Origin of the sequence: Lactobacillus sp. B4015 (assembly GCF_026536055.1) — a bacterium.
Lineage (GTDB): Bacteria > Bacillota > Bacilli > Lactobacillales > Lactobacillaceae > Lactobacillus > Lactobacillus panisapium.
This window is the reverse complement of sequence record NZ_JAFNOY010000004.1, coordinates 129,983-153,915: the sequence shown is the minus strand read 5'-3', so window position 1 is coordinate 153,915 and position 23,933 is coordinate 129,983. Positions and strand designations below refer to the sequence as shown.

General features: G+C 37.2%; 21 protein-coding genes. 2 read left to right on the top strand and 19 right to left on the bottom strand.

Annotation, left to right across the window (positions count from 1 at the left end; all coding sequences use genetic code 11):
* Positions 1 to 156 precede the first annotated feature (156 nt).
* Positions 157 to 741 (top strand): ATP-dependent Clp endopeptidase proteolytic subunit ClpP, encoded by a 585-nt coding sequence (gene clpP / locus J3U71_RS05415; protein WP_220269397.1) that lies wholly within the window; start codon positions 157 to 159, stop codon positions 739 to 741.
* Positions 742 to 1,148: 407 nt separating this feature from the next.
* Here clpP and J3U71_RS05410 read toward each other — a convergent pair whose 3' ends face one another.
* The 5 genes from J3U71_RS05410 to J3U71_RS05390 are packed head-to-tail and all read right to left on the bottom strand — an operon-like array spanning position 1,149 to position 4,547.
* Positions 1,149 to 1,901: a class II aldolase/adducin family protein gene (locus J3U71_RS05410; protein ID WP_220269396.1), complete on the bottom strand. Its 753-nt coding sequence runs from the start codon at positions 1,899 to 1,901 to the stop codon at positions 1,149 to 1,151.
* Complete coding sequence (locus J3U71_RS05405) at positions 1,898 to 2,170, bottom strand: hypothetical protein (RefSeq protein WP_220269395.1); 273 nt, start codon at positions 2,168 to 2,170, stop codon at positions 1,898 to 1,900. Before J3U71_RS05405 ends, J3U71_RS05410 begins: the two co-directional genes overlap by 4 nt.
* A gap of 12 nt (positions 2,171 to 2,182) precedes the next feature.
* A complete protein-coding gene (locus J3U71_RS05400) occupies positions 2,183 to 3,730 on the bottom strand; it encodes a PTS galactitol transporter subunit IIC (protein WP_267392837.1) in 1,548 nt (515 codons plus the stop codon).
* Between the two features lie 20 nt (positions 3,731 to 3,750).
* Complete coding sequence (locus J3U71_RS05395; RefSeq protein ID WP_220269393.1) at positions 3,751 to 4,068, bottom strand: PTS galactitol transporter subunit IIB; 318 nt, start codon at positions 4,066 to 4,068, stop codon at positions 3,751 to 3,753.
* A gap of 11 nt (positions 4,069 to 4,079) precedes the next feature.
* Entirely contained in the window at positions 4,080 to 4,547 is a 468-nt protein-coding gene (locus J3U71_RS05390; protein WP_220269392.1) for a PTS sugar transporter subunit IIA, read from the bottom strand.
* Positions 4,548 to 4,876: 329 nt separating this feature from the next.
* Between J3U71_RS05390 and J3U71_RS05385 the strand changes: the two genes are divergently transcribed.
* Entirely contained in the window at positions 4,877 to 5,653 is a 777-nt protein-coding gene (locus J3U71_RS05385) for a DeoR/GlpR family DNA-binding transcription regulator (RefSeq protein WP_220269391.1), read from the top strand.
* 124 nt (positions 5,654 to 5,777) lie between these two features.
* Here J3U71_RS05385 and whiA read toward each other — a convergent pair whose 3' ends face one another.
* The 14 genes from whiA to secA form a co-directional block, all read right to left on the bottom strand.
* The gene (gene whiA / locus J3U71_RS05380; RefSeq protein ID WP_267392838.1) at positions 5,778 to 6,713 is read right to left on the bottom strand and encodes a DNA-binding protein WhiA; all 936 of its coding nucleotides are present in this window, start codon (positions 6,711 to 6,713) and stop codon (positions 5,778 to 5,780) included.
* 3 nt (positions 6,714 to 6,716) lie between these two features.
* On the bottom strand, positions 6,717 to 7,751 hold the full coding sequence (locus tag J3U71_RS05375) for a gluconeogenesis factor YvcK family protein (protein ID WP_220269389.1): 1,035 nt from the start codon (positions 7,749 to 7,751) through the stop codon (positions 6,717 to 6,719).
* 4 nt (positions 7,752 to 7,755) lie between these two features.
* Complete coding sequence (gene rapZ / locus J3U71_RS05370; RefSeq protein ID WP_220269388.1) at positions 7,756 to 8,634, bottom strand: RNase adapter RapZ; 879 nt, start codon at positions 8,632 to 8,634, stop codon at positions 7,756 to 7,758.
* 97 nt (positions 8,635 to 8,731) lie between these two features.
* Positions 8,732 to 9,274, bottom strand: a complete 543-nt coding sequence (locus J3U71_RS05365; RefSeq protein WP_220220971.1) for an HdeD family acid-resistance protein — start codon at positions 9,272 to 9,274, stop codon at positions 8,732 to 8,734.
* A 50-nt stretch (positions 9,275 to 9,324) separates the two neighbouring features.
* Positions 9,325 to 12,177, bottom strand: coding sequence for an excinuclease ABC subunit UvrA (gene uvrA, locus J3U71_RS05360; RefSeq protein WP_267392840.1), 2,853 nt, complete (start codon positions 12,175 to 12,177; stop codon positions 9,325 to 9,327).
* Positions 12,167 to 14,209: an excinuclease ABC subunit UvrB gene (gene uvrB, locus J3U71_RS05355; protein ID WP_220269386.1), complete on the bottom strand. Its 2,043-nt coding sequence runs from the start codon at positions 14,207 to 14,209 to the stop codon at positions 12,167 to 12,169. The genes uvrA and uvrB overlap by 11 nt, the downstream gene beginning before the upstream one ends.
* A gap of 98 nt (positions 14,210 to 14,307) precedes the next feature.
* On the bottom strand, positions 14,308 to 16,032 hold the full coding sequence (locus J3U71_RS05350) for a phospho-sugar mutase (RefSeq protein ID WP_267392844.1): 1,725 nt from the start codon (positions 16,030 to 16,032) through the stop codon (positions 14,308 to 14,310).
* 135 nt (positions 16,033 to 16,167) lie between these two features.
* Positions 16,168 to 17,094: a thioredoxin-disulfide reductase gene (trxB, locus tag J3U71_RS05345; protein WP_220269384.1), complete on the bottom strand. Its 927-nt coding sequence runs from the start codon at positions 17,092 to 17,094 to the stop codon at positions 16,168 to 16,170.
* A gap of 53 nt (positions 17,095 to 17,147) precedes the next feature.
* Positions 17,148 to 18,167 (bottom strand): NAD(P)H-dependent glycerol-3-phosphate dehydrogenase, encoded by a 1,020-nt coding sequence (locus J3U71_RS05340; protein WP_267392846.1) that lies wholly within the window; start codon positions 18,165 to 18,167, stop codon positions 17,148 to 17,150.
* A gap of 34 nt (positions 18,168 to 18,201) precedes the next feature.
* On the bottom strand, positions 18,202 to 19,038 hold the full coding sequence (lgt, locus tag J3U71_RS05335; RefSeq protein ID WP_267392848.1) for a prolipoprotein diacylglyceryl transferase: 837 nt from the start codon (positions 19,036 to 19,038) through the stop codon (positions 18,202 to 18,204).
* Complete coding sequence (gene hprK, locus J3U71_RS05330) at positions 19,035 to 20,006, bottom strand: HPr(Ser) kinase/phosphatase (protein ID WP_103752114.1); 972 nt, start codon at positions 20,004 to 20,006, stop codon at positions 19,035 to 19,037. The genes lgt and hprK overlap by 4 nt, the downstream gene beginning before the upstream one ends.
* A 17-nt stretch (positions 20,007 to 20,023) precedes the next feature.
* On the bottom strand, positions 20,024 to 20,302 hold the full coding sequence (locus tag J3U71_RS05325; RefSeq protein ID WP_267392851.1) for a hypothetical protein: 279 nt from the start codon (positions 20,300 to 20,302) through the stop codon (positions 20,024 to 20,026).
* Between the two features lie 8 nt (positions 20,303 to 20,310).
* Positions 20,311 to 21,427 (bottom strand): peptide chain release factor 2 gene (gene prfB, locus J3U71_RS05320; protein WP_220269380.1). Its coding sequence is split into 2 segments (ribosomal slippage): positions 20,311 to 21,354 and positions 21,356 to 21,427, totalling 1,116 coding nucleotides; the frame shifts between segments, so codons are not numbered across the junction.
* Positions 21,428 to 21,500: 73 nt separating this feature from the next.
* Positions 21,501 to 23,900 carry a preprotein translocase subunit SecA gene (gene secA, locus J3U71_RS05315; protein ID WP_220269379.1) on the bottom strand — a complete coding sequence of 800 codons (2,400 nt, stop codon included), beginning with the start codon at positions 23,898 to 23,900 and terminating at the stop codon, positions 21,501 to 21,503.
* Between the last annotated feature and the right edge of the window lie 33 nt (positions 23,901 to 23,933).

Here is a 23,933-nt window from a genome sequence, read left to right as displayed (position 1 = left end):
ATTTAGTTTACTCTTCGTATTATATAATAAGAATGTTGTAACTTAGAATACAAAATTAATACACTTTCATTGACAGGGTTTGATGTAAGTGATTTAATTAGCACTGTACTTATTAGAGTGCTAATAGATATGAATTTTAATTCAGGAGGTAAAAAAATGCTTGTACCTACAGTTATTGAACAAACTGCCCGTGGCGAGCGTGCTTATGACATATACTCACGCTTGTTAAAAGATCGAATTATTATGCTTAGTGGTGAGATTAATGATGATATGGCCAATTCAATTATTGCACAATTATTATTCCTTGATGCCCAAGACAATACGAAGGACATTTCATTATACATTAATTCACCTGGCGGTGTAATTACATCTGGTTTGGCAATCATGGATACCATGAACTTTATCAAATCAGATGTTTCAACTATTGCTATTGGTATGGCCGCATCAATGGCATCAATTCTTTTGACAAGTGGAGCTAAAGGTAAGCGCTTTGCTTTACCAAACTCAACTGTCTTGATTCATCAGCCTTTGGGCGGTGCACAAGGTCAGCAAACCGATATTCAAATTGCAGCCAATGAAATTTTAAAGAGTCGTGAAAAGATTAATAAGATTTTACACGAAACAACTGGTCAGCCACTAGAAAAAATCCAAAAGGATACCGAACGTGATAATTACCTGACTGCACAAGAAGCAAAAGATTACGGTTTAATTGACGAAATTATGGTTAATCAAAAAAAATAGTACAATAGTTTTAAAAACTAGTTTAAACTTTAACAAAAGAAGGTAACTCACTACATGGTGATTTACCTTCTTTTTAGTTTTACTTTCTTTTACACTTTTAATCAAAGTATACAGTTAAAACTAATTATTTATTTTAACTAAATTAGTTCCTGCAAGTTACTTTAAATCGGACAGCTAAAAAAGATCATTTAAGCTATACATTATCTTGAAAAAACAGCTCATTATTGTTAGTAATAATGTTCTTGCCTTCTTGATTCTTACTAATATTTTTCTTTTACCTAGTGTCATTTAAGCTATAAATGTAACTACTTTTTACATAACTTGCTATAAAAAGTACTTTAATAACTATATTTTTATTTAATTATTAAGAAGTACTTTTACGACGAAACTATTAAAAATATCTGTTATTAATTATTTAATTCGGTCATACCATCGGTGTTCTTACCGCGAGAGTGATAGTGATCAATAATTCCAAGCTTTTTAAAAATTGTTTGTTTGTAAGCAATTTCTGCGTTCCATTCCACTGTTTCTAAAACTTCTGTCGCAGCATGCAAATCTGTTTCAGTAATCAAAACCCCGTGACTGTTTAACAAAAAAATGTTCTCTTTTGCGTCTTTACCCAACTTTACTAATTCGTTATGAACTAAATCTGCAAGTTCTTTGCTACATGCTTCTCGATATGGTAAACATTTAATTTTACCTAATGGGACATTGAAGGACGTGATTTCGGTTAAATTAGGCATATCTTGTCCTAAAGTGGCCCAAAACATGCTTTTTGGTGCATGTGAATGATAAACAACTCTAATTTCCTTATTTGCCTCATATGCTCCAATATGCATATTAATTTCTCGTGTTAATCGACCTTCTCCGGCTAATTTCTTACCAGTCGCTAGATCTACGACTAAAACTTGTGATGCATTCAACTTCGAAAACCAAGCTTCTGACATAAATGTAGGTGTCATAAGGAGATAGTCATGACCAGAATAGTAGGTCTGATCATCATATGAAAAAGTCTCATCGGGAGTAATTTTTACCGAAATGTTTCCCCCAGCCACATTAGTCATTTTTCTATTAAACATTTCTCTAGCAACTTCTGCAACATCTTTTCTCTCATTTTCAAATGGAAGACGTTCCTTAGTTATATCATAGTTTTCAATCATTCTACTTTGCTCTTTTCTTTCATAGCTCTATATCGTTCACGTTTTTTATATGCCTGTTGGTATTGTTTTTCTCGTTTGCTATTATATTTTTCAAAAATAATTGGATCACCAAATTTTGCAATGTAGATTCCAAACAAAATAACAGCTATACATCCTGGAGTATTATGTGTAAGTATTGCCTGAACAGTTAAAAGTATGTTGACAAATAATGCTAAATACCACCCAATTCTGGCTATTATTTTTTTATCGGAAGTAGCCTTATTGTTCATTAATTATGCACCTTACTTTCGACAATAATTACTAAAATCAGCTTGATTTATATCTTTTATTTGAAAATCTGGTTTTCGATAGACAGAAATTTTACTTTTATGAGCATTAGCAAAATCAACACCATCAATACTATCAATATTCCAGTTACTATCTTCATTTAAGTTTTCTGAAGAAGTAGGAGTGCTTTCGTTGCTTTCAATATTATTAAGACTAAAAGCATAACGTTTGCTTGGTAGCGCAATTTTCATTTGATCTTTATAAAGCCAAATGAAAATAATTAACCAAGCAATAGCTCCTAATATTGCCCACCATTTACCGTTAAATGCCTGAGCAAAAAGCAAACGAAAGTCAGGTCCTTCAAACGTAGACCATGAAAGCTGTTGTCCTGCTTTTACATGAACAGCACCGGTTGACTTAGCTAAATTAGTAATCACTGGAGCAAAATAAGTAGCTCCATAAAGGAAAATTGGTGTAGTAATGACTCCAAGAGTGAGCATCCGCCATAAATTAGCACCCGTTAAAAGTAGTGCAGCAACAACAAAAGATAGATTAATAATTCCTGCAAACGGTAAAACCGTATTTCCTGGTAGTACCATTGCCATTATTAGCATTACTGGAACTAAAATGATAACCGTAACCCAGAGTTCATTTCTTCCTGCCAGAATTGGCCAATCTAGACCAATGAAAACTTTCCGTCCTTTAAAATGCTTTTTCATCATATCATTCATTGCACTTGCAATTGGATTAAGAGCCTCCATGAATAATTTAGAGATCATTGGAAACATCGTCATAGCTGCAGCAGCCTCAATTGCAAGCTTTAATGAGCCAGATAATGAATAACCAGCTCCAAATCCTAATAGAACACCTATGATTGCCCCCATTACCGAGTTATCTGCGAATATACCAATCTTCTTTTGAATAGCATTAGCATCTGCTGGCCTATTCATTATTGGAATAAAGTCAAGAAGTTTATTAAGTGGCATCAGTATAACCGCAAATAAAGTAACAAAGTGTGGAACAGTAACTCCGGGAATCCCTGTCAAGTCTTCAATGTGCCGCTGCCACATATCTCCAGCTTTTAATTCAAGAACGATCTGAATACTAGCTACCAAGAAGCCGTAAAACGCGTTATTAGTAAAGTACAATACAACAACATAGGTAAAGATTTTATTCCAAACGTTCCACATATCAACGTTTAATGTTTTTGTCCAATTAAATGTCAGCATGACAAAGTTAATTAATAATAATAGTGGAAAAAATAAGAACGCAGTTTTATACGACCAAGTAATGGCAGCTACACCTGGCCAGCCTTGGTCAATAGCATTTAGGCTTAAGTGCATCATTTTTGACATAGATTGTGCAGCTGGTGAAATCGAATCTGTCATGTAGTTAACAACCAGAGTCATTCCACTAAAAGCAACACCTAAAGTCAAAGAAGCTTTAACTGCTTTACTAAGTTTCAATCTAGCTATCATAGAAATAATAAACATGATTAACGGGACAAAGACTGCAGCACCTAAGTTAAGAACGTAGTTAACTATGTTTTTTAGTATTTCCATTTACAATACACCTCCTTTGATTACGACTTGCTTTTCAAATTCATCATCGCATTAACTAACTCTTGGTAAGTTTGACTTCCCTTTGAGCCAGTTAAAATATCAACACCATTTACTTCAGGTATCCCTTCTTTCTTGCAAATAGCATGAATCTCCGGTGTTGGTTTTGCTAGCCAAACATAGATATCATAATTTGGTAGAACGCTAGCTAACTGTTTAAAATCTGTAGCCTCTACTTCAACCCCTTTTACAGCATGCTCTTCTAAAAATGACTTTACTGTACCAACAACTGTTTCACTAGTGGCAATCCCACTCCCACAGGCAACAACAATCTTTAACATAATTCTCTCCCTCAAAATCGTTCAACTAAAAATTGATATACGTCACTAGGATCTTCAAGCATCTTAAAACTATTAACAAAAGTTTGATCATTCATTAATTGCATGAATCGTTGCAATAGCTTAACTTGTAAATCTTGCTCTTCACTAGTAATTCCCAAAAAGAAAAAATTCTTAACTGACATTACTTCATCAGTTCCCATTTGCTTCATCGGTATATTTTTTAAAGTTTTAACAACTGCAATAAATGCTTGATTAACATTTTCTGGATTGGCATGAGGCAAGGCTATTGGTAAAAAATTAGTCTTAAGTCCTGTTGGGAATTCGTCCTCTCGTTTAGAAAGAGCATTAAAATAGCTATCTTTAACAATGCCATAATTATTAAGTTTTTGAGCAATTTGAAAGTATAAACTTTCTCGGTCCTTTGCTTCAACATTCCAAAAAATTAATTTCTTGTCGAATAAATCAGAATAACTATCCATTTTATCCTCCTTTGTTCAAATGTTCGAATATTTTTGGTTTTTATAGCCGGCTGATTAAAATTATAAAACGCTTTCAGCATTAATTCAACAGTATTTCATAAATATTATCCAAAAATATTTGTTCAACTTTATTCATAAATAAAGTACTACCTTCATAACAAAAAGATAGTGGTTTAAATCTGTAAACTAATTTAAACTTATTAAGCGAATCGAAACGTTATAATATTTCTAAAAATAAAAAGTATCTTAATTACTTTTTACGATAAATATTTACATTAATGTAATATAAATTTAGCCACGAAGCTCAATAATTAATAGGAGGAACAAGATTGAACTTATCAAAAGCAGATCGGTTACAGAAAATAGTTGAAATCTTAGCAACAACTAAAAAATTAAGTACCAAAAAATTACAGCATGAAATGGACATTAGTACATCAACCCTACGGCGAGATTTAATTAGTTTACAAGCAACAAATACAATTAATTGGACTCATGGCTATGTTAGTTTGCTTGAAAATTCAAACGTTGAAATTGCTTATGCCACTCGTAAAAGTGAAAATGTAATTATCAAAAACAAGCTTTGCAAGTATGCTGCTGATATAATTACAGATGGTTCAGCAATTTTTTTAGATGGTTCCTCAACTTTAACTTTTTTACCAAAATATTTTGCCGGAAAAATTAATTTACAAGTTATTACTAATAATATTAATATTGCTGATGAGGTTTCACAGCTGAGAAATATTGGTATTTCCGTTTTAGGTGGACAAATTTCATATCGATCAAATGCAATCTTGGGCCCAAAGGCCATAGCCGATCTTAATCAAAATTATCGACCAAATTTAGCCTTTTTATCTTGTAGTTCAATTGATAACAAAGGTATTTATATGAAGGACGAAGAACAAACTTTTATGAAAAAGGCAGCAATTAATTGCGCCCAAAGGACCATCTTACTGGTTGACCATACTAAGTTTGGTAAAAGCGATTATATTCTACTGTCGGATTTTAATTCAGATAATATTCAGACTATAATTACTGACAAAATGCCACCTAAATATATTTCAAACAGCATTGCTAAAAATGGAATTGATTTGATTGTAGCTAATTAATCAAAATGACAATTTAATAGCACAATCTATTTTTGGTTTTCTTCAGCCTGTATTTTTAAAAGGATTATGAAACACTTTTAAAGCAAACAAAAAGGAGGAGAGAAAATTTCTCTACCTCTTTTTGTTACTCATTTAATGTTTCAGCAATCTCATGCAGTTTGGCAAACCGGTGGTTAGCACCCGACTTCGAAATTGGTCCATCCGGTACTTTTTCGGCTACTTCTTTTAAAGAGAGTTCCGGGTTCTGTAATCGCAGACGTGCTATTCCCTGTAACTTTTCGGGAATGTTTCCTAAGCCAATTTTATTATCAATCAGCTCGATGTCTTCAACTTGTTTGGCAGCGGCGTTAGCTGTTTTCTTTAAATTAGCAGTATCGCAATTTACTAATCGATTAACTGAATTGCGCATATCACGCATTATTCTGAGATCCTCAAAAGAAAGCATGGCATTGATTGCACCAGTTATATGTAAAAAATCACCAATTTTTTCAGCTTCTTTTAAGTAGACGATATAACCCCGTCGCCGCTTAGTTGTTTTCGCATTAAGATTAAAATAATGATTCATTAGCTTAAGCAGATCATTATTATGATCCTCATAAGCAGAATATATTTCAAGGTGGTAACGACTTGTTTCAGGGTTATTAACGCTGCCACTGGCCAAAAAAGCACCTCGCAAATAAGACATAGCACCTTCACGCGAATTAATAATTCTTTTGGGAATACGGGTAATTAATCCTGCCTCGGGAGTTAAAATTTCCAAATTTGTCAGAATTTCCTTAACGTGATTTTGCAGCCGAACCAAGTACTGATTGTTTTTCTTAAGCTTCATTCTTCGTGAAACTATTAATAATGGTTCGACCTTATATGCGGTTTTAACTAAAGAAAAAATGCGACGCGCAATTGCCGGGTTTTCGGTCGTAATATCAAGGCTAAATATGTGATCATGAAAGTTTAACACGCCGTTCATTCGCAAGAATGCCGCTAACTCAGCTTTTGCATGCTCAGGATGAATTGGTAGCGACGTTAACTCCTTCTTTACCTTGCTCGCATAGCTTGCCATTAACTAATCCGTTCTCTTTCTGCGGGACATTGCCGCAAACGCCCGATTAATAATTTCTTTAGCCACTTTTTGCCCATCGTGAAAAACAAGGCCACTTCGCTGATCAATAAAATCATCGGTAATGACGCGGCACCCTTGTTGCCGTAAGCCAGCATAATCATTTTTAACTGGCTCGATATAAGCATCGTAATCATCCGGGTCAAATTTTGACATATCAATCTTGGCCCCATTAACCAATGTTGTATTGATATAATGACCACCAAGATGATTATTAATTACAGATACATGGTCACAATCAGAGAAATGATCTGTTTCACCAAGCTGAGTCATAATATTACAAATATAAATAACTTCAGCTTGCGTCTTCTTAACAGCCTCACCTAAATTGGGAATCATTAGGTTCGGCAAAATTGAAGTAAACAAACTTCCCGGTCCCAAAACTACGGCATCAGCCTGCATTATGGCATCTAAAACGGGCGAAACGGCTTCTGGCTCAGAAGTAGAATTTGTATCTGTTACCCAAACACGCTTAATCCGTTTATCTTTATTAGTTATCTCCTTTTCCCCTGCTTGAACTGTGCCATCAATAAATTCAGCATTTAGTGTCAGGGGTTCATTTGAAGCTGGAAAAACATGACCATCCACTCGCATCATACGTGATAAAGATTGCACGGCATCAAAAATATTGCCATGCATTTCATTTAACGCTGCGATAATTAAATTACCAATCGCGTGCCCGGAGAAAAATGAATCTGATGAATCAAACCGATATTGAAAAATATCTTTTTCTTCCTGAGGAATATCACTTAATGAAACTAAGACATTTCTAATATCGCCAGGTGGAACAACGTTAATAAAGTTTCTAATCGAACCAGACGAGCCACCATCATCCGATACAGTAACGATGGCAGTAATCTGCGCATTTTGATCCTTTAAGGCGTTTAAAACTACTGGTAAGCCAGTACCGCCACCAATAACAACGATTTGTGGTCTTCTGCTTTTAGTAACTCTAATTATTTTAGAATCTTCATAGGTCATTTTTTCACCTTTTTCTAGTGTAGCGACTAATTTCGCGGTGCGTAATATCAACTGAATAATTTTGGGATAAATCATGAGCAAGCTGCTGGGCAATTGCGACGCTCCGATGCTGACCACCAGTACAACCAATCGCAATTGTTAATTTACCCTTGCCTTCTTTAATATATCCGGGCACAGCCGTTTCCAGTAAATCTAATAACTTCTTGTAAAAGACTTTTGTTTCGCTTTTTTCCATTACATATTTGGCAACACGCTTATCTAAACCAGTAAACGGTCGCAATTCAGGAATATAAAACGGATTGGGCAAAAAACGAACATCCATAACGATATCCGCATCGATTGGCATACCATACTTAAAACCAAAGGACAGGACTTCAATCGAAAATGGTTGTTTTGCCTTACCACTAAACTCATCAAAAAGTTTCTGCTCAAGCTCTTTGGGCTTCAAATTAGAAGTGTCAATAATATCATTGGCCCGATTTTTTATTCCCGTTAATATTCGACGCTCCTCGATAATTGCATCAAGAAGTCTACCACTTCGAGCTAGTGGTGGAACTCTTCTTGTTTCTTTATAGCGGGCAACAAGGGTATTATCTGAAGCATCTAAAAAAACAATCCTTGTTTGAACGCTACTATTATCTTCAAGTGAGTTTACTTCGTTTAACAAATCCTTGTAAAAATTTTTAATTCTAAGATCAACGACAACTGCCACCTTTTTAAAGTCATCTGAATTAACGATTAAATCCCAAAAACTGGAAAGAAGCGTTGGTGGTAAATTATCTACAACGAAATAGCCCATATCTTCAAGAGCATGCGAAGCCACCGTTTTACCAGCACCACTCATACCTGTAACGATTAATAATTGCTTTTTATTGACAGACATATGCTATCCCCCTATTGATATAATTATAACATACCGGGTGTTTCATAACTTTTCTGGGCAAAAAAAAAGTCCGCTAGGAACTTTTTCTTTGTCTTTTTTATCTACGGGCAAATGCCGCAATTACTTCACCTATTCCGAAAATCAATAGCCATAATGAAACTAACCAGATTAACGTTAAAGCTGACAATGCTGGGTTAAACATTAAACTAATTGCGATTAATAATCCGAAAATATTCAAAATAATATTAATCCAAAAGTAAAAACCCGAAATATCTCGTAAATGCCACGAAAAAATAATTCCAGAAATTGAATCAAATAGGAACCAAAATGCAAATAAATATGCAATTGTTAGTCCAGCAGCATCGTATGAATAGAGGAATAGAACACCGATAATGATATCCAATACCCCAGAAACAATTGAGAGCCAGCTAAATGAAACAAAATAGCGAAAACGGCTATAAAATGCCAACCAAACAAATCCTTGTACAATCGATACAATTGCAAACAACAATACAAATGCATGTAATGCCTTGCCTGGATGACGGATTAAAAATAGCCCTGCTATGATCATTAAAATACCAGAGATTAGTGCGGCCCAGTTAAAGCCACGGTTTTCCCTGTAATTTGAAAAATTATCCATCTTTCTTCCTCCCTGACCGTTATTTTACACTTTTTGAATAAGAATAAATACTATTTATTATCTTTTTTAACGGTCTGCTTAGTTAATGCCGTATCGCGTTTAAGCACGGGAGCAAGATATTGTCCGGTAAAGCTTTCCTTAACTTTTGCCAGTTGTTCTGGCGTACCTGTAGCAACTATATTGCCACCGCCTTCGCCACCTTCTGGGCCTAGATCAATTAACCAATCAGCATTCTTAATTACATCAAGATTATGTTCAATAATTAAGACGGTGTTACCTTGACCAACTAAACGCTGCATGACATCAAGAAGACGCTTAATGTCATCTGTATGTAATCCCGTTGTTGGTTCATCCAAAATATAGAAATTCTTACCTGTTGAAATCTTTTGTAGTTCAGCAGCTAATTTCATTCTTTGGGCTTCACCGCCAGATAAAGTCGTAGCCGATTGCCCTAATTTGACGTAGCCTAAACCAACATCAACTATTGTCTGCAATTTCCGCGCAATTTTAGGAATATTTTTGAAAAAGTCGCATGCTTCACTAATTGTCATATCGAGAACTTGTGCAATATTCTTTTTCCGGTAAGTTACCTCCAAGGTTTCGGAGTTATAGCGGTTGCCGTGGCAAACTTCACAAGGTACATAAACATCTGGTAAAAAGTTCATTTCGATCTTAATAATACCGTCACCACGACATGCCTCACAGCGACCGCCCTTAACGTTGAAAGAAAATCTCGCTTTTGTATAACCACGAAGCTTAGATTCATTTGTTTGCGCAAATAAAGCTCTAATATCATCAAACACACTAGTATAAGTAGCTGGATTACTACGAGGTGTTCGTCCAATTGGACTTTGATCAATATCAATTATTTTTTCAATATTTTTGTAACCAGCAATGCTGCGATATTTTCCCGGCTTAGTTTGATTACGATTTAATTTTTGTGCTAGAGCACGTTTAAGAATCATATTGACTAAAGTTGATTTTCCAGAACCTGAAACACCAGTAACAACAATCAACTTACCTAAGGGAAAGTCAACCTTAAGATTTTTCAGATTATTTTCTGCTGCACCAGTAATGGTAATCTTCTTACCATTGCCCTTACGTCTTTTAAGGGGAACTGGCACAAACTTTTTACCTGCTAGGTATTGACCAGTGAGCGATTTAGGATTCTTTTCAACTTCTTCTGGTGTACCGGCAGCCATTACTTCACCGCCATATGACCCTGCTCCTGGTCCCATATCAATTAAGTAATCGGCTTGCCTCATTGTCTCATCATCATGTTCGACAACAATTAACGAATTACCAAGGTCACGCATTCTCTTTAGAGCAGCAATGAGACGATCATTATCGCGCTGATGCAGACCAATTGACGGCTCATCAAGCACGTACATAACACCTGATAAGTTCGATCCAATCTGCGTTGCCAAACGAATTCTTTGTGCCTCACCACCAGATAAAGTATTAGCTGATCTTGATAAAGTCAGATAATCAAGGCCAACACTGTTCAAAAATGATAACCGATCGCGAACCTCTTTTAGGATTGGTTTAGCAATAATGCTTTTTTGCTCATTAAGCTCAATATTGTTAAAAAAGTCTAGTGCTTTATTGATCGAAAGTTCCGACGCCTCAGCGATATCTTTACCCATTACTTTTACGGCTAAGGCCTTCTGGTTCAACCTTTTTCCGTGACAAGTTCCACAAGTCATTTCCGTCATGTATTTTCCCATAATGTCACGCATGAACTTAGACATCGGGTTGACATAACGACGTTCAACATTTTCCATTACGCCTTCAAAGGGTGCTTTTGTATCTTTAACGCCAAATTCACCAGATAAATGAAAAGCAATTTCTTTTTTAGAACCATGCATCAGCATTTCTTTTTGCTTTTTAGTGAGTTTATTATATGGCTTATCCATTGGAATCTTTAAGCCTTGACAAGCTTGTTCAAGCATGCCCCCATAATATTTGGAGTTTTTCCACGGTACAATTGCTCCCTCAGCCAGCGTTTTACTTTTATCAGGAACAACTAGGTCTTCATCAACTGAACGCTTAACACCTAACCCATCACAGTCTGGGCAGGCACCAAATGGTGCGTTGAATGAGAATAACCGCGGTTCCATTTCGCCGACCGTAAAGCCACATTTTGGACAAGCATAATATTCAGAAAAGTTAAGCGTATCTCCTCCGATTATGTCAACGCTCATATAACCTTCAGATAGGCGCAAAGTGGCCTCAACTGAATCAAAAAGGCGTGAGCGAATGCCCTCTTTTACAATTAACCGGTCAACCACAATATCAATTGAGTGACGCTTGTTCTTATCCAAGTCAAAGTCTTCACCAATTTCATGCATTTCACCATCAATAATTACACGGACATAACCAGCTCGTTGTACACGTTTGAACACTTCCTTATGTGCTCCGCGCTTAGATCTGATTACCGGTGCCAAAAGCTGAATTCGTGTTCGTTCTGGCAAAGCCATGATGCGATTAACCATCTGCTCAACTGATTGCCGTTCAATTACTGTCCCGTCATTCGGACAAATTGGTTGACCAACACGTGCCCATAACAGACGCAAGTAATCGTTAATTTCAGTTACGGTTCCAACCGTGGAACGTGGATTATGCGATGTCGTTTTCTGATCAATTGAAATAGCTGGATTCAAGCCATCAATTGAATCAACATCTGGTTTATCCATTTGCCCTAAAAATTGGCGAGCATAACTGGATAATGATTGAACATAACGGCGCCGACCTTCAGCGTAGAGGGTGTCAAAAGCAAGTGAACTCTTACCTGAACCCGACAAGCCAGTAATTACAACCATTTTATCCTTTGGAATCGATAGATTTATATCTTTTAAATTGTGCTCGCGTGCCCCGCGAATTACAATCTTATCACTTGCCATTTATTTTATTTCCCTTTTTAGTAACTGGTTTCCTAGTGGAACTTTCAAGCTCCATGATTGCATCCCTTAAGGTTGCCGCTCCCTCGAAGTCGAGTTTCTTCGCAGCTTCTTGCATCTGCTTGCGCAGATCCTTAATCATAGTCTTCTTTTGCTTAGCTGTTAGTTCATCAAAATTCAAGTCAGCAAAGCTGTCACTATCGCTAACTTCATCAGCCACCTTAGTTGCAGAGATAACATCACGAATTGGCTTAACGATAGTCTTAGGTGTTATACCGTGATCTTGGTTAAACTTAATTTGCAGCTTACGTCTTCTTTGCGTAGCATCAATGGCTTCGCGCATGGAATCAGTAATAGTATCAGCATACATTATTACTTCACCATCTGAATTTCGTGATGCACGTCCCATAGTCTGAACCAATGGCCGGTATGCCCGAAGAAAGCCTTCCTTGTCCGCATCAAGAATTGCCACCAAAGACACCTCTGGCACATCAATTCCTTCGCGAAGCAAGTTTATCCCGATTAATACATCATATTTACCTAACCGTAAATCACGCAATATTTGCATCCGCTCTAGCGTTTTAACATCCGAGTGCAGGTATTGAACTTTAATACCTAGATCCTTTAAGTAGTCTGTCAAATCTTCTGCCATTTTTTTAGTTAGAGTGGTTACAAAAACCCGTTCATTGCGGTCAATCCGTTTGTTAATTTCGCCTACAAGATCATCAATTTGACCTTCAACCGGTTTAACTTCAATTTTAGGATCAAGCAAGCCCGTTGGCCGGATAATTTGTTCGACTTTGTGATCAGTACGTTCTAGCTCATAATCACCGGGAGTAGCTGAAACATAGAGGATTTGATTAACGTGCTTTTCAAATTCATCAATTTTTAAGGGCCGGTTATCTAAAGCTGATGGTAAACGAAAACCATAATCAATCAAAGTCTTTTTCCGGTTACGGTCACCGTTATACATTGCCCGAATTTCAGGCATAGTGGCATGAGACTCGTCAATTAAAATTAGAAAATCATCAGGAAAGAAGTCAAGCAGAGTATAAGGCGGTTCGCCTTCTTTACGCCCTTCCATATGACGAGAATAGTTTTCAATACCGCTTGTGTAACCAACTTCTCCCATCATTTCCATATCAAAGGTAGTCCGCTGCTTAATTCGTTCAGCCTCTAAAAGCTTGCCTTTACCTTCAAAATCTTTTACTTGGAGTTTCATTTCTTTAGAGATTGCTTTGAGAGCCCGACGCATCTGTTCTTCGTTAGTCATAAAGTGCGTGGCCGGAAATAAGGAGATACTTTCGCGTTCACCAATTATTTCACCAGTTAAAGAATCAATTTCGACAATTCGATCAATTTCATCACCAAAAAATTCAATTCGGTAAGCATGATTAGAATTGCCGGCTGGAAAGACTTCAACTACATCCCCACGCACACGAAAGCGACCACGCTGAAAGTCAATATCATTACGATCATATTGAATGTTAACTAAATTACGCAGCAAAGTATTTCTGCCATAGTCATCACCCTCATGCACCGTAATCACACTGGCCGAATACTCTTTAGGATCACCCAACCCGTAAATACATGAAACTGAGGCAACTACAATAACATCGTTTCGTTCCATCAAATCACTAGTTGCTTGGTGGCGCAGTTGGTCAATTTCATCATTAATTGATGAATCCTTTTCAATATAAGTATCAGATTGCGGAACGTAAGCCTCCGGTTGGTAATAATCGTAGTATGAAACAAAATAGTCGACGGCATTATGAGGAAAGAATTCCTTAAATTCGCCATACAACTGTCCCACTAAAGTCTTATTATGTGAAATAACCAAAGTAGGTTTATTTAAATTGGCAATTATATTCGCCATTGTAAACGTCTTACCGGTACCAGTAGCACCTTCAAGAATTTGTTCTTCATATCCCTTTTTAAAACCACTTGTCAGTTTATCAATCGCCTGCTCTTGATCACCAGCCGGCTTAAATTTGGAGACAAGTTCAAATTTACGGTTATCTTGTCGTTTAATCATAGAAAAGCTCCTCGTAAAAAAGTTGGACAAAATAGCCCAACTTTTATTTTGCGTATTCTATTTTACTACATCGAACGTACTTTCGCACGTCTTTTGTCTTATTTCAATAACTGTGATAATGTTGCTTGATAATTTTCTGCTGCTTTTTCTGCTAAAGCAATAGTTGGCTTGTTTACACCCACATAAGCCTTAATAACCGGCTCTGTTCCTGAAGGACGTAAAGCCAGCCAAGTTTGATCTGACAAATAATATTTAAGAACATTTGATTTTGGCAGATCAGCTAACTCTTTTACCTGTCCAGCACTAAATTCCTTTTGTTCTAAAAAGTCCTGAATTTTTTTTACCTTAATTCCAGCTATTTCTGTCAGACGCTCTTGCCTTAGTTTGGTCATTAATTGTGCCATTTTCTTTTGACCACCAATTCCTGGCATTTCAATTGCACGAGTAATTTCAAAAGAAGTTCCGTATTTTTGCCAAATTTCAGTTAAGCCATCCAAAACTGTCATATCACGTGAAGCATAATAAGATGCAACTTCAGCAAACATTATTGCACCCTGCATGGCATCCTTATCACGGGCAAATGGCTTAAATAAATAGCCATAGCTTTCTTCAAAGCCCATTAAGAATCTACCATCATGTTCACGTTTCATGCGGTCTATTTCTTCACCAATAAATTTAAATCCGGTTAAAACTTCCTTAGTTCGGATGCCAAAATCTTGCGCAATTTTGCCCGGCATACTGCTCGAAACAATTGAAGTAACTAGTTCGTAGTCTGACGCTAATTGATTATTATCTTTCATATTTACTAAAAGGTAATAGATCATTAATGTTGCAATTTGATTCCCCGTCAAAACTTGGAAATCACCGTTTTTGGTTCTAACACATGCTCCCATTCGATCAGCATCAGGATCAGTTGCAATAATCAAATCGGCCTTTTTTTCATTTGCCAACTTAATTCCAGGATCAAAAACATCTCGGTATTCGGGATTAGGCTTTTTGGTAGTTGGAAATTCCGGATCAATAATTGATTGGCTTTCAACTGGAAAAACATTCGTAAAGCCATTTTGCCGAAATGCTCGTTCATAAAGCATCTTACCGGTCCCATGTAAAGGGGTATAGATAATAGATAATTTTGGCGCATTATCCTTAATTAACTTGCGGTTAACGTTGACCCTCTTTAATTCAGCCAAATAATCTTCATCAATATTTTCCCCAATTAGTTCTATCAAGCCCTTGGCGCGCAATACTTCCACTTGCTGTGCTTTAATTTGAAAAAGATCTTTTACACTTTGAGCATAATGGAAAACCCGATCAGCGTCTTCTGGACCCATTTGAGCACCATCTTCGCCATAAACCTTATAACCGTTATATTGCTTGGCGTTGTGCGAAGCGGTTATATTGATTCCGGCAAACGTGTTGAGGTGTCGGACAGCGTAAGACAGCTCGGGCGTGGGGCGCAAATCATCAAAAAGATAAACATGAATGCCATGAGTCCCTAGAATACGGGCAGCGTGCTCTGCAAATTCTCGCGAGTGATAGCGTGAATCAAACGAAATCACAACGCCTCTTTTTTGGGCCTTCACGCCATTTTCATCAATTAAGCGAGCAAGACCTTCCGTCACCCGCGAAACAGTGAAAAGGTTAATTCGATTAGTTCCAGGTTCAAGGCGGCCACGCATCCCTGCGGTTCCAAAATTAATGTCTTGACCAAAAGCATCATCAATCCACTTTGAATCTTGGCCTAATTCTGCCAATTGTTCTTTTAAGTAGTCAGGCATATTAGTAGCCTCTTGCCAGCTTTGAAAAATTTTCTCAGCGTTCATTTAAAATATAGACCTCTTTTTTAAGTTATCTGATTTAATAATTCGGTTTTATAATTTATATTCTAGCATTTATCAATTATGCTTTCTGCATAAAATAAAAAAGAATCCAACTAACTGAATTCTTCTTTTTAATTATTAATCATCTAAGCTCTGTAAATAATTGTATGCTTCTTGACCAGCAACACTACCATCACCAACAGCATTAGCGATTTGGCGCAAGTCTTTTGCCCTAACATCACCTAATGCAAAAATGCCGGCAACCTTGGTTCTCATATGTTCATCTGTTGGAATCCAACCATTTTGATCAGTTACGCCCAAATCTTTAAATGGTGCTGTTTGGGGAATAACGCCAACGTAAATGAAAACGCCGCGAGTAGCTAGTTTCTTTTCTTCGCCTGAAATCTTATCACGATAAGTTATACCAGTTACGCGGTTGCCATCACCATCGATCGATTCCGTAATGCCATTCCAAATGAAATGAATTTTATCGTTGGCAAAAGCCCGTTTCTGCAAAGTCGGTTGTGCACGCAATTGATCTCTACGATGAATAACTGTAACAGATTTTGCGCTCTGGGCAAGATAAATTCCCTCTTCAATCGCGGAATCACCACCACCAATAACTGCAATGTCCTCATTTTTGAAAAAGGCGGCATCACAAACGGCACAATAGGAAACACCTTTACCAGAATATTCCTCTTCCCCGGGAACGTTTAGGTGACGATGATCAGCACCGGTAGCAATAATTAAAGCCTGCGTTGAATATTCAGCTGTATCTGTCTTAACAATCTTTTCATTGCCTTCAAGAGTAACAGATTGAACATCACCGTATTCAAATTCAGCGCCAAATTTCATCGTCGAATTATACATTTTTTCGCCTAATTCAGGACCCTTAACCTCGCTAAAACCGGGATAATTATCAATCGCGTCAGTATTATTCATCTGACCACCATAAAGGCCGCGATCTAAAATTAAGACCGATAAATTAGCCCGTGAAGCGTATAAAGCTGCTGTTAATCCGCCAGGACCTGCTCCAATAACAATTACATCATATTTCTTTGTCATATTTCCACCTTAAAAACTTATTTTTCGTAAGTAAATCTTACAATGGAAATAGACTAAAGTCTAATTTCCTGTTTTGGACTTCTACCCATCATTTGCTTAATTTCATCATCAACATTGGAATTTTCATATAAAACACGGTAAATAGCTTCACTAATTGGCATATCAATCTGTTTTTCTTCACAAAGTTCGTGAACTGCCTTAACGGTCGTTGCACCTTCAACTACTTGTCCCATATTTTGCAAGACATAATCAAGTGACTTGCCCTCACCCAATTGCTTACCGCAGCGCCAGTTACGTGAATTAACAGATGTACAAGTAACAATCAAGTCGCCAATTCCGGATAACCCACTAAAAGTCATCGGATCAGCACCAAAATAATTAACTCCTAAACGCGTAATTTCTGCCAAGCCTCTAGTCATTAAAGCTGCTTTAGCATCGTCACCGTATTTTTTACCAACTAAAATTCCAGCAGCGATTGCAATAACGTTCTTAACTGCCCCAGCAACTTCAACACCAATCAAATCGCTATTAGTGTACAAACGGAAATAATCATTTGACAACATTTCTTGAACTTTTTCAGCGTTTTTCTTACTTGTTGAAGCACATGAAATTGCCGTTAAGTCTTTTTGGGCTACGCTTTCAGCATGGCTTGGACCTGAAATAGCAACGATAAGGTCTTCATCTTCAGGATATATTTCTTCAGTTAGAATTTCCGAAATCAATTTTTTAGAGCCTGGTTCAATTCCTTTAGTAGCAGTTACGATAAGTGGCTTACGTCCCCCTTTAGCTAAAATCTGACCTGCCTGTTTAGCCACGATTCGAACCGCTTGCGTTGGCAAAACGAAAAGAATCACTTCTGCATTTTCTAAGGCTTTATTCAAATCTTCTGTAGCAGTAACGGTTTCATTGACCTCCCAGTCTTTCATGTAGTGCTCGTTAGTATGATGCTCATTAATTTCTTGATTAACAGCTTCGTTGTTGCCATAAAGAATTACATCATTGCCCTTGTCAGCTAGCATTGAACCTAAAACCGTGCCCCATGAACCAGCACCTAAAACTGTAATTTTTGTCATTTTTCTTCCAGACTTTCTTTTAAATATATTTTTATTAATCTCTTGAATATGGAAATTTCAATCCACTACCATCAAGATACCACTTTGGCTTAACAACTTTGCGGCGGTAAATAAAAAGTGCAACAATCACGATTAGCAAAATCAAACTAAGCAATTGTGAAACTCTGATTCCCGCCGTCAGGTAAAGGCTGTCTGTCCTTAGCCCTTCAACAAAAAAGCGCACAACTGAGTACCAACCTAGGTAAAGCATAAAAACTTCACCCTGCTTGAACAAATGCTTTCTATGTCGTAAAGCTAAAATCAAGATTAACCCAATTAAATTGAAAAACGATTCGTATAAAAAGGTAGGCTGATAATAAACTCCACCAATTTTCATTTGTTCAATAATAAAGCTAGGTAAATGCAGGCTTTGCAAGAAATGAAAGGTTGTTGGACCACCATGAGCCTCCTGATTAAAAAAGTTACCCCAGCGACCTAAAATTTGGGCTGCCATCACGCCAGGGGTAATAACATCAAGCATTAAGAAAGGTGGCAACATTCTTTTATAGCAAAAAACTAGTAAAACTAACAAACCTGCCAGCAAGCCGCCATAAATTGCAACACCACCATTCCAAATGGCAATAATTTGATCAGGGTGTTTAGCATAATAACCCCATTCAAAAATTACGTAATACAAACGGGCACCAACATAGCCAAGTGGAACGGCCCATAAAAGCAGGTCTAAGAAATCGTCACTTTCAATCTGCCGTTTTTTTCCTTCTATCATGGCCATCGAAACAGCTAAAATTATCGCTGCTGCCATGATTACACCGTACCATTTTACACTTAAACCGCCCAAGTTAAAGGCTATCGGGCTGATTGTTCCGATCATTTATCCGCATCCTTTGCTTTTTTGGTTGAATTATCTTTTGAATTCTGAGCAATCAAAGCAGTTAAATTATTGTCAAAAGTTGTTGTTGCATTGTAGCCAATCCGTTTAGCACGAAAGTTCATAGTAGCAATTTCAATTATGTCTTCCATATTCCGACCAACTTTAACTGGAATCGTAATTTGTGGTACCTCAACATTACAGATCTCGCGTTTGCTTTCTTCAAAGCCAAGACGATCATAATTGACCTTATTGTCCCAATTAACGAGCTTGATAACTAACTGGATAGTTTCACGATTTTTAACTGCGCCAACACCGAATAAATCCATGACATCAATAATTCCGATCCCCCGAATTTCCATTAAATGCTTTAAAATTTGGGGTGCTTCACCAACGACTGTTTCCACATCCTTTTGATAAACATCTACCCGGTCATCTGCAATTAGGCGATGCCCGCGGTGAATTAAACCTAAAGCCGTTTCGGACTTTCCAACACCTGAATCGCCAGTCAGTAAAACGCCTAATCCTTTTACTTCAACCAAGACACCATGAATTGTGTCCCTAACTGCCAACCGCTCACGCAAATATTCAGTTAACACACTTGAAACATAAGTGGTTGATTCCGTCGAAGATAAAATGGGAATTCCCGCATTATCAGCTGCTTCAATTAATTCTTTCGGAATTGGAAGAGAACGTGAAATAAAGAAACACGGCGTCTCGGGAGTACATAGCCGCTTAAAGACATTAACTAAACTTTCATGATCAAGCCTTGCAGCATATGAAATTTCAGTTCGGCCCAAAAGTTGGATTCTTTCTTTAGGATAAAAATCAAAATATCCCGTCAGTTCTAGTCCTGGCCGATAAATATCAGAAACCATAATTGCACGGTCATCAATATATTGACTTCCTTTAACAACATACGCAATTTTATTATCGCGAATTAAATTCTTTAACTTAACTGCATTAGCCATTTTGCATTCCTCTTAGCTTATTTATCAACATCTTTTGTATGCGCATTGCGAACCTTTTTTCTTTTAGGCCGGTCACTTGGTTGCTGAGAATTGCCAGACCAATCATTCCAGTTATCAAAGTCGGGACCATGAGGCTGGTCATCATCTTTTTTCGTAAAATAATTAATCAGCCAAAATATTCCCGCAATAACTATAATTGCAGGCAAAAGGATAAATAAAAGATGAAAGAAAGCAAAAATCACGCATAGAATTATCACTGCCACTAAGACAATACCAACAATTCCCCAAAAACTCATTTTTTCACCTACTCTGGGTTATCTTGACTAAGCAACCATTGCAAGTATGCATAAACAAATGGTTGCAATTTCCCATCCATTACACCACTTGTATCCGAAGTTTCATAGCCTGTTCGTAAATCTTTAACCAAATTATAAGGATGAAAAACATAGGATCTAATTTGTGAGCCCCAGCCAATCTCCTTTTGGTCACCCTTAAGTTCTTGCTTATGTTGCCGCTTTTTCTCTTCTTCTAAATGAAACAACTTTGCGCGAAGTTCATTCATTGCCGTCTCACGGTTTTGAATTTGTGAACGCTGAGCTTGCGAAGTCGTTACAAATCCGGTCGGCAGGTGTGTTATTCGAACCGCACTGGAAGTTTTATTGATGTGTTGACCACCCGCGCCACTAGAACGATAAACATCAATCCTTAAATCTTTAGGATTAATATCAATTTTAATACTATCGTCAATTTCCGGAATAACTTCGACAGATGCAAAAGACGTATGTCTTCTCTTAGCAGAATCAAACGGCGAAATACGAACTAGCCGATGAACCCCGTTTTCAGATTTTAGCAAGCCATAGGCATTCTTACCACTGATTCTGACACTAACACTTTTAAGGCCGGCTTCTTCACCAGGCTCATAGTTATTAATTTCAAATTTAAATCCCCTGCTATCCGCATAACGTTGATACATTCGTAATAGCATTTGGCCCCAGTCCATTGCTTCTGTTCCACCTGCTCCTGGGTGAATTTCAAGCAGTGCATTATGACCATCATATTTTCCTGCCAAAAGAAGATCCATTTCGTAATTATGAAAATCTTTTTGTAAAGATTCTAAGTCAGTTTCAACTTCTTTTTGCAATTCAGAATCAGGTTCTTCACGCAATAATTCCAAGGCGGTAATTTCATTTTGATAGTTTTCTTGCAAGTTTAAAAATGAATCACGCTTTTCTTTTAATAAGTTGGTTGCGCTGATTAACTGCTGCGCCTTGTCCTGATCATCCCAAAAAGAAGGCTCCTGCATCTTGCTTTCATTGACAGCAATTGTTTCGTCAATCGAATCTAAGTCAAAGCGACCCCCTAAAGTGGTCTAACCGCTTTTTTAATTCATCCAATTGGTTTTGAATTTCACTAATTTCCATTTATTTTAAATCTCTCCCAATTAATTAAAAAGTAAAAAAGAGAAAGCAGCTGCTTTCTCTTCAACCTTACCTGTTAACGACTAAGATTTTGTCTGATTTCAGCTTTCATGAATAACCGAGTTACATCAAACTCAATGTTGGATACCATTTCTTCAAACATATTGTAGCCAGAATCTTGATATTCAACTAGAGGATTAAGTTGACCATATCCACGCAAACTAATCGATTGCCGTAATTGATCCATTGCGTCAATATGATCAGTCCAGCGTTCATCAACTACCCGAAGGATAACTACCTTTTCAAATTCCAACATTTGCGATGGATCTGCCAAAACATCGGCCTTTTCCTGATAATTAGCTTCGACTTCATTGTACAAGTTTTCTTTTAATTCGGGGACAGTGATTGTCTTAAAATCAATTTTCTCTGTTTGCTCTTCAGAAAGAATACTTGAACTAATAAAGTCACGCAATGAGTCTAGGCGCCACTTACTACGGTCACCTTGAGTAAACATGTCCACTTGACTATTAATCGTGCGACGAATCATTGGAATCAGAACATCTTTAAGCGAGTTTCCCTCTTCGATTACTTGCATCCGTTCACCATAAATAATCTCACGCTGAATACGCATAACATCGTCATATTGTAAAGTTTGCTTACGCGTATCATAGTTATTACCTTCAACCCGTTTTTGAGCAGACTCAACCTGACGAGTAATTAAACGACTCTCGATCACTTTATCATCATCATTATCCGATAAGCGGTCCAAGAAATCTTTTACACGCTCGCCACCAAAGCGTTTCATCAAATCATCTTCAAGTGACAGGTAAAATCTTGTTTCACCCGGATCACCTTGTCGACCGGACCGGCCACGCAATTGATTATCAATTCTTCGCGATTCATGTCTTTCAGTTCCAATTACTGCAAGTCCACCCAGTTCTTTAACTCCAGGCCCCAATTTAATATCAGTACCACGACCAGCCATGTTAGTTGCGATTGTGACCGCACCACGTTGTCCGGCATTCATAATAATTTGAGCTTCTTTAGCATGGTTTTTGGCATTAAGAACTGCATGTGGAATGCCTTCTTTATCCAAGAGATTACTTAGACGTTCTGAACTTTCGACGGCAACAGTACCAACTAAAACAGGTTGGCCTTTTGCATGACGTTCTCTAATTTCATCTACAACTGCTGCAAATTTTGAAGATAAAGTTGGATATAAAATATCCGAACGGTCCTTTCTGATTACAGGACGGTTAGTTGGAATCGTAATTACCTGCATATTGTAGATTTCACGAAATTCTTCTTCTTCAGTCTTAGCGGTACCGGTCATTCCGGCAAGCTTTTTATACATTCTAAAGAGGTTCTGGTAAGTAATTGTTGCCTGTGTCTTTGATTCTTCCTGAATTTTTACATTTTCTTTTGCTTCAATTGCTTGGTGAAGTCCATCAGAATAACGACGTCCCTTCATCACCCGTCCGGTAAATGAGTCAACGATCAATACTTCACCGTCTTGGACAACATAATCAATATCTTTAAGCATGATGTAATTAGCCCGCAAAGCCTGATCAATATGATGAACCAATTTTTGGTTTTCCACATCATAAAGGTTCCTTAAGCCAAAATGATCACAAGCTTTTTGAATTCCAGTTCTAGTCAAAGAAATAGTTTTCGTCGGCCAATCAATCTTGTAATCGCCATGATCTTCTTCATCTTCGACATCATCATCACTTTTATCTTCATGAAGTGTCTTTACAAATCGGTCTGCTCTAATGTAATCACCATTTGCCTGTTCAGCTTCACCAGAAATAATTAAAGGCGTTCTGGCCTCATCAATTAAAATCGAATCAACCTCATCGATAATAGCGTAATTAAGTTCACGTTGAACCATTTGTTCTTTATAAACAACCATATTGTCACGCAAATAATCAAAGCCTAATTCGGAGTTAGTCGAATAGGTAATATCACATTGATAGGCTTCTCGTTTTTCATCAGGTGACATAGCATTGAGGTTTAATCCGACTGTTAAACCAAGCCAGCGATATAACTGACCCATTTCTTCTTCATCACGGCTAGACAAGTATTCATTAACAGTTACAACGTGGACACCTTTACCAGTTAAGGCATTTAAATAAACGGGCATTGTTGCAGTTAAAGTTTTACCCTCACCGGTCATCATTTCAGCAATATCACCAAAGTGTAAGGCAATTCCACCTAAAACTTGAACGTGAAATGGGTATAAGCCCAGTACTCGTTTTGCTCCTTCACGTGCAACGGCAAAAGCTTCAGGTATTAATGAATCTAATGATTCACCTTTTTCAAGGCGTTCACGAAATTCAGGTGTCTTTGCCTGCAAGTCTTCATCAGAAAGTTCGGCATATTCGTCAGCATGACTTTCTACCTTATTAGCAATCTTTTCGAATTTTTTTAGTTCTCTTTTATCGTTATTGTATAGTTTCTTTAAAATGTTTACCATTTAATCGATCCTTATATGTACTTAAGTATAAAA

Bases quoted from the DNA above. Each gene is read 5' to 3' on its own strand.
- hprK (WP_103752114.1), bottom strand. From the start codon at position 20,006: ATGGCTAATGCAGTTAAGTTAAAGAATTTAATTCGCGATAATAAAATT.
- secA (WP_220269379.1), bottom strand. From the start codon at position 23,900: ATGGTAAACATTTTAAAGAAACTATACAATAACGATAAAAGAGAACTA.
- uvrB (WP_220269386.1), bottom strand. From the start codon at position 14,209: ATGATTAAACGACAAGATAACCGTAAATTTGAACTTGTCTCCAAATTT.
- lgt (WP_267392848.1), bottom strand. From the start codon at position 19,038: ATGATCGGAACAATCAGCCCGATAGCCTTTAACTTGGGCGGTTTAAGT.
- J3U71_RS05390 (WP_220269392.1), bottom strand. From the start codon at position 4,547: ATGGATAGTTATTCTGATTTATTCGACAAGAAATTAATTTTTTGGAAT.
- trxB (WP_220269384.1), bottom strand. From the start codon at position 17,094: ATGACAAAGAAATATGATGTAATTGTTATTGGAGCAGGTCCTGGCGGA.
- J3U71_RS05365 (WP_220220971.1), bottom strand. From the start codon at position 9,274: ATGGATAATTTTTCAAATTACAGGGAAAACCGTGGCTTTAACTGGGCC.
- J3U71_RS05340 (WP_267392846.1), bottom strand. From the start codon at position 18,167: ATGACAAAAATTACAGTTTTAGGTGCTGGTTCATGGGGCACGGTTTTA.
- J3U71_RS05410 (WP_220269396.1), bottom strand. From the start codon at position 1,901: ATGATTGAAAACTATGATATAACTAAGGAACGTCTTCCATTTGAAAAT.
- J3U71_RS05375 (WP_220269389.1), bottom strand. From the start codon at position 7,751: ATGACCTATGAAGATTCTAAAATAATTAGAGTTACTAAAAGCAGAAGA.
- J3U71_RS05395 (WP_220269393.1), bottom strand. From the start codon at position 4,068: ATGTTAAAGATTGTTGTTGCCTGTGGGAGTGGGATTGCCACTAGTGAA.
- J3U71_RS05400 (WP_267392837.1), bottom strand. From the start codon at position 3,730: ATGGAAATACTAAAAAACATAGTTAACTACGTTCTTAACTTAGGTGCT.
- J3U71_RS05405 (WP_220269395.1), bottom strand. From the start codon at position 2,170: ATGAACAATAAGGCTACTTCCGATAAAAAAATAATAGCCAGAATTGGG.
- J3U71_RS05350 (WP_267392844.1), bottom strand. From the start codon at position 16,032: ATGAACGCTGAGAAAATTTTTCAAAGCTGGCAAGAGGCTACTAATATG.
- whiA (WP_267392838.1), bottom strand. From the start codon at position 6,713: ATGGCAAGCTATGCGAGCAAGGTAAAGAAGGAGTTAACGTCGCTACCA.
- clpP (WP_220269397.1), top strand. From the start codon at position 157: ATGCTTGTACCTACAGTTATTGAACAAACTGCCCGTGGCGAGCGTGCT.
- uvrA (WP_267392840.1), bottom strand. From the start codon at position 12,177: ATGGCAAGTGATAAGATTGTAATTCGCGGGGCACGCGAGCACAATTTA.
- J3U71_RS05325 (WP_267392851.1), bottom strand. From the start codon at position 20,302: ATGAGTTTTTGGGGAATTGTTGGTATTGTCTTAGTGGCAGTGATAATT.
- rapZ (WP_220269388.1), bottom strand. From the start codon at position 8,634: ATGTCTGTCAATAAAAAGCAATTATTAATCGTTACAGGTATGAGTGGT.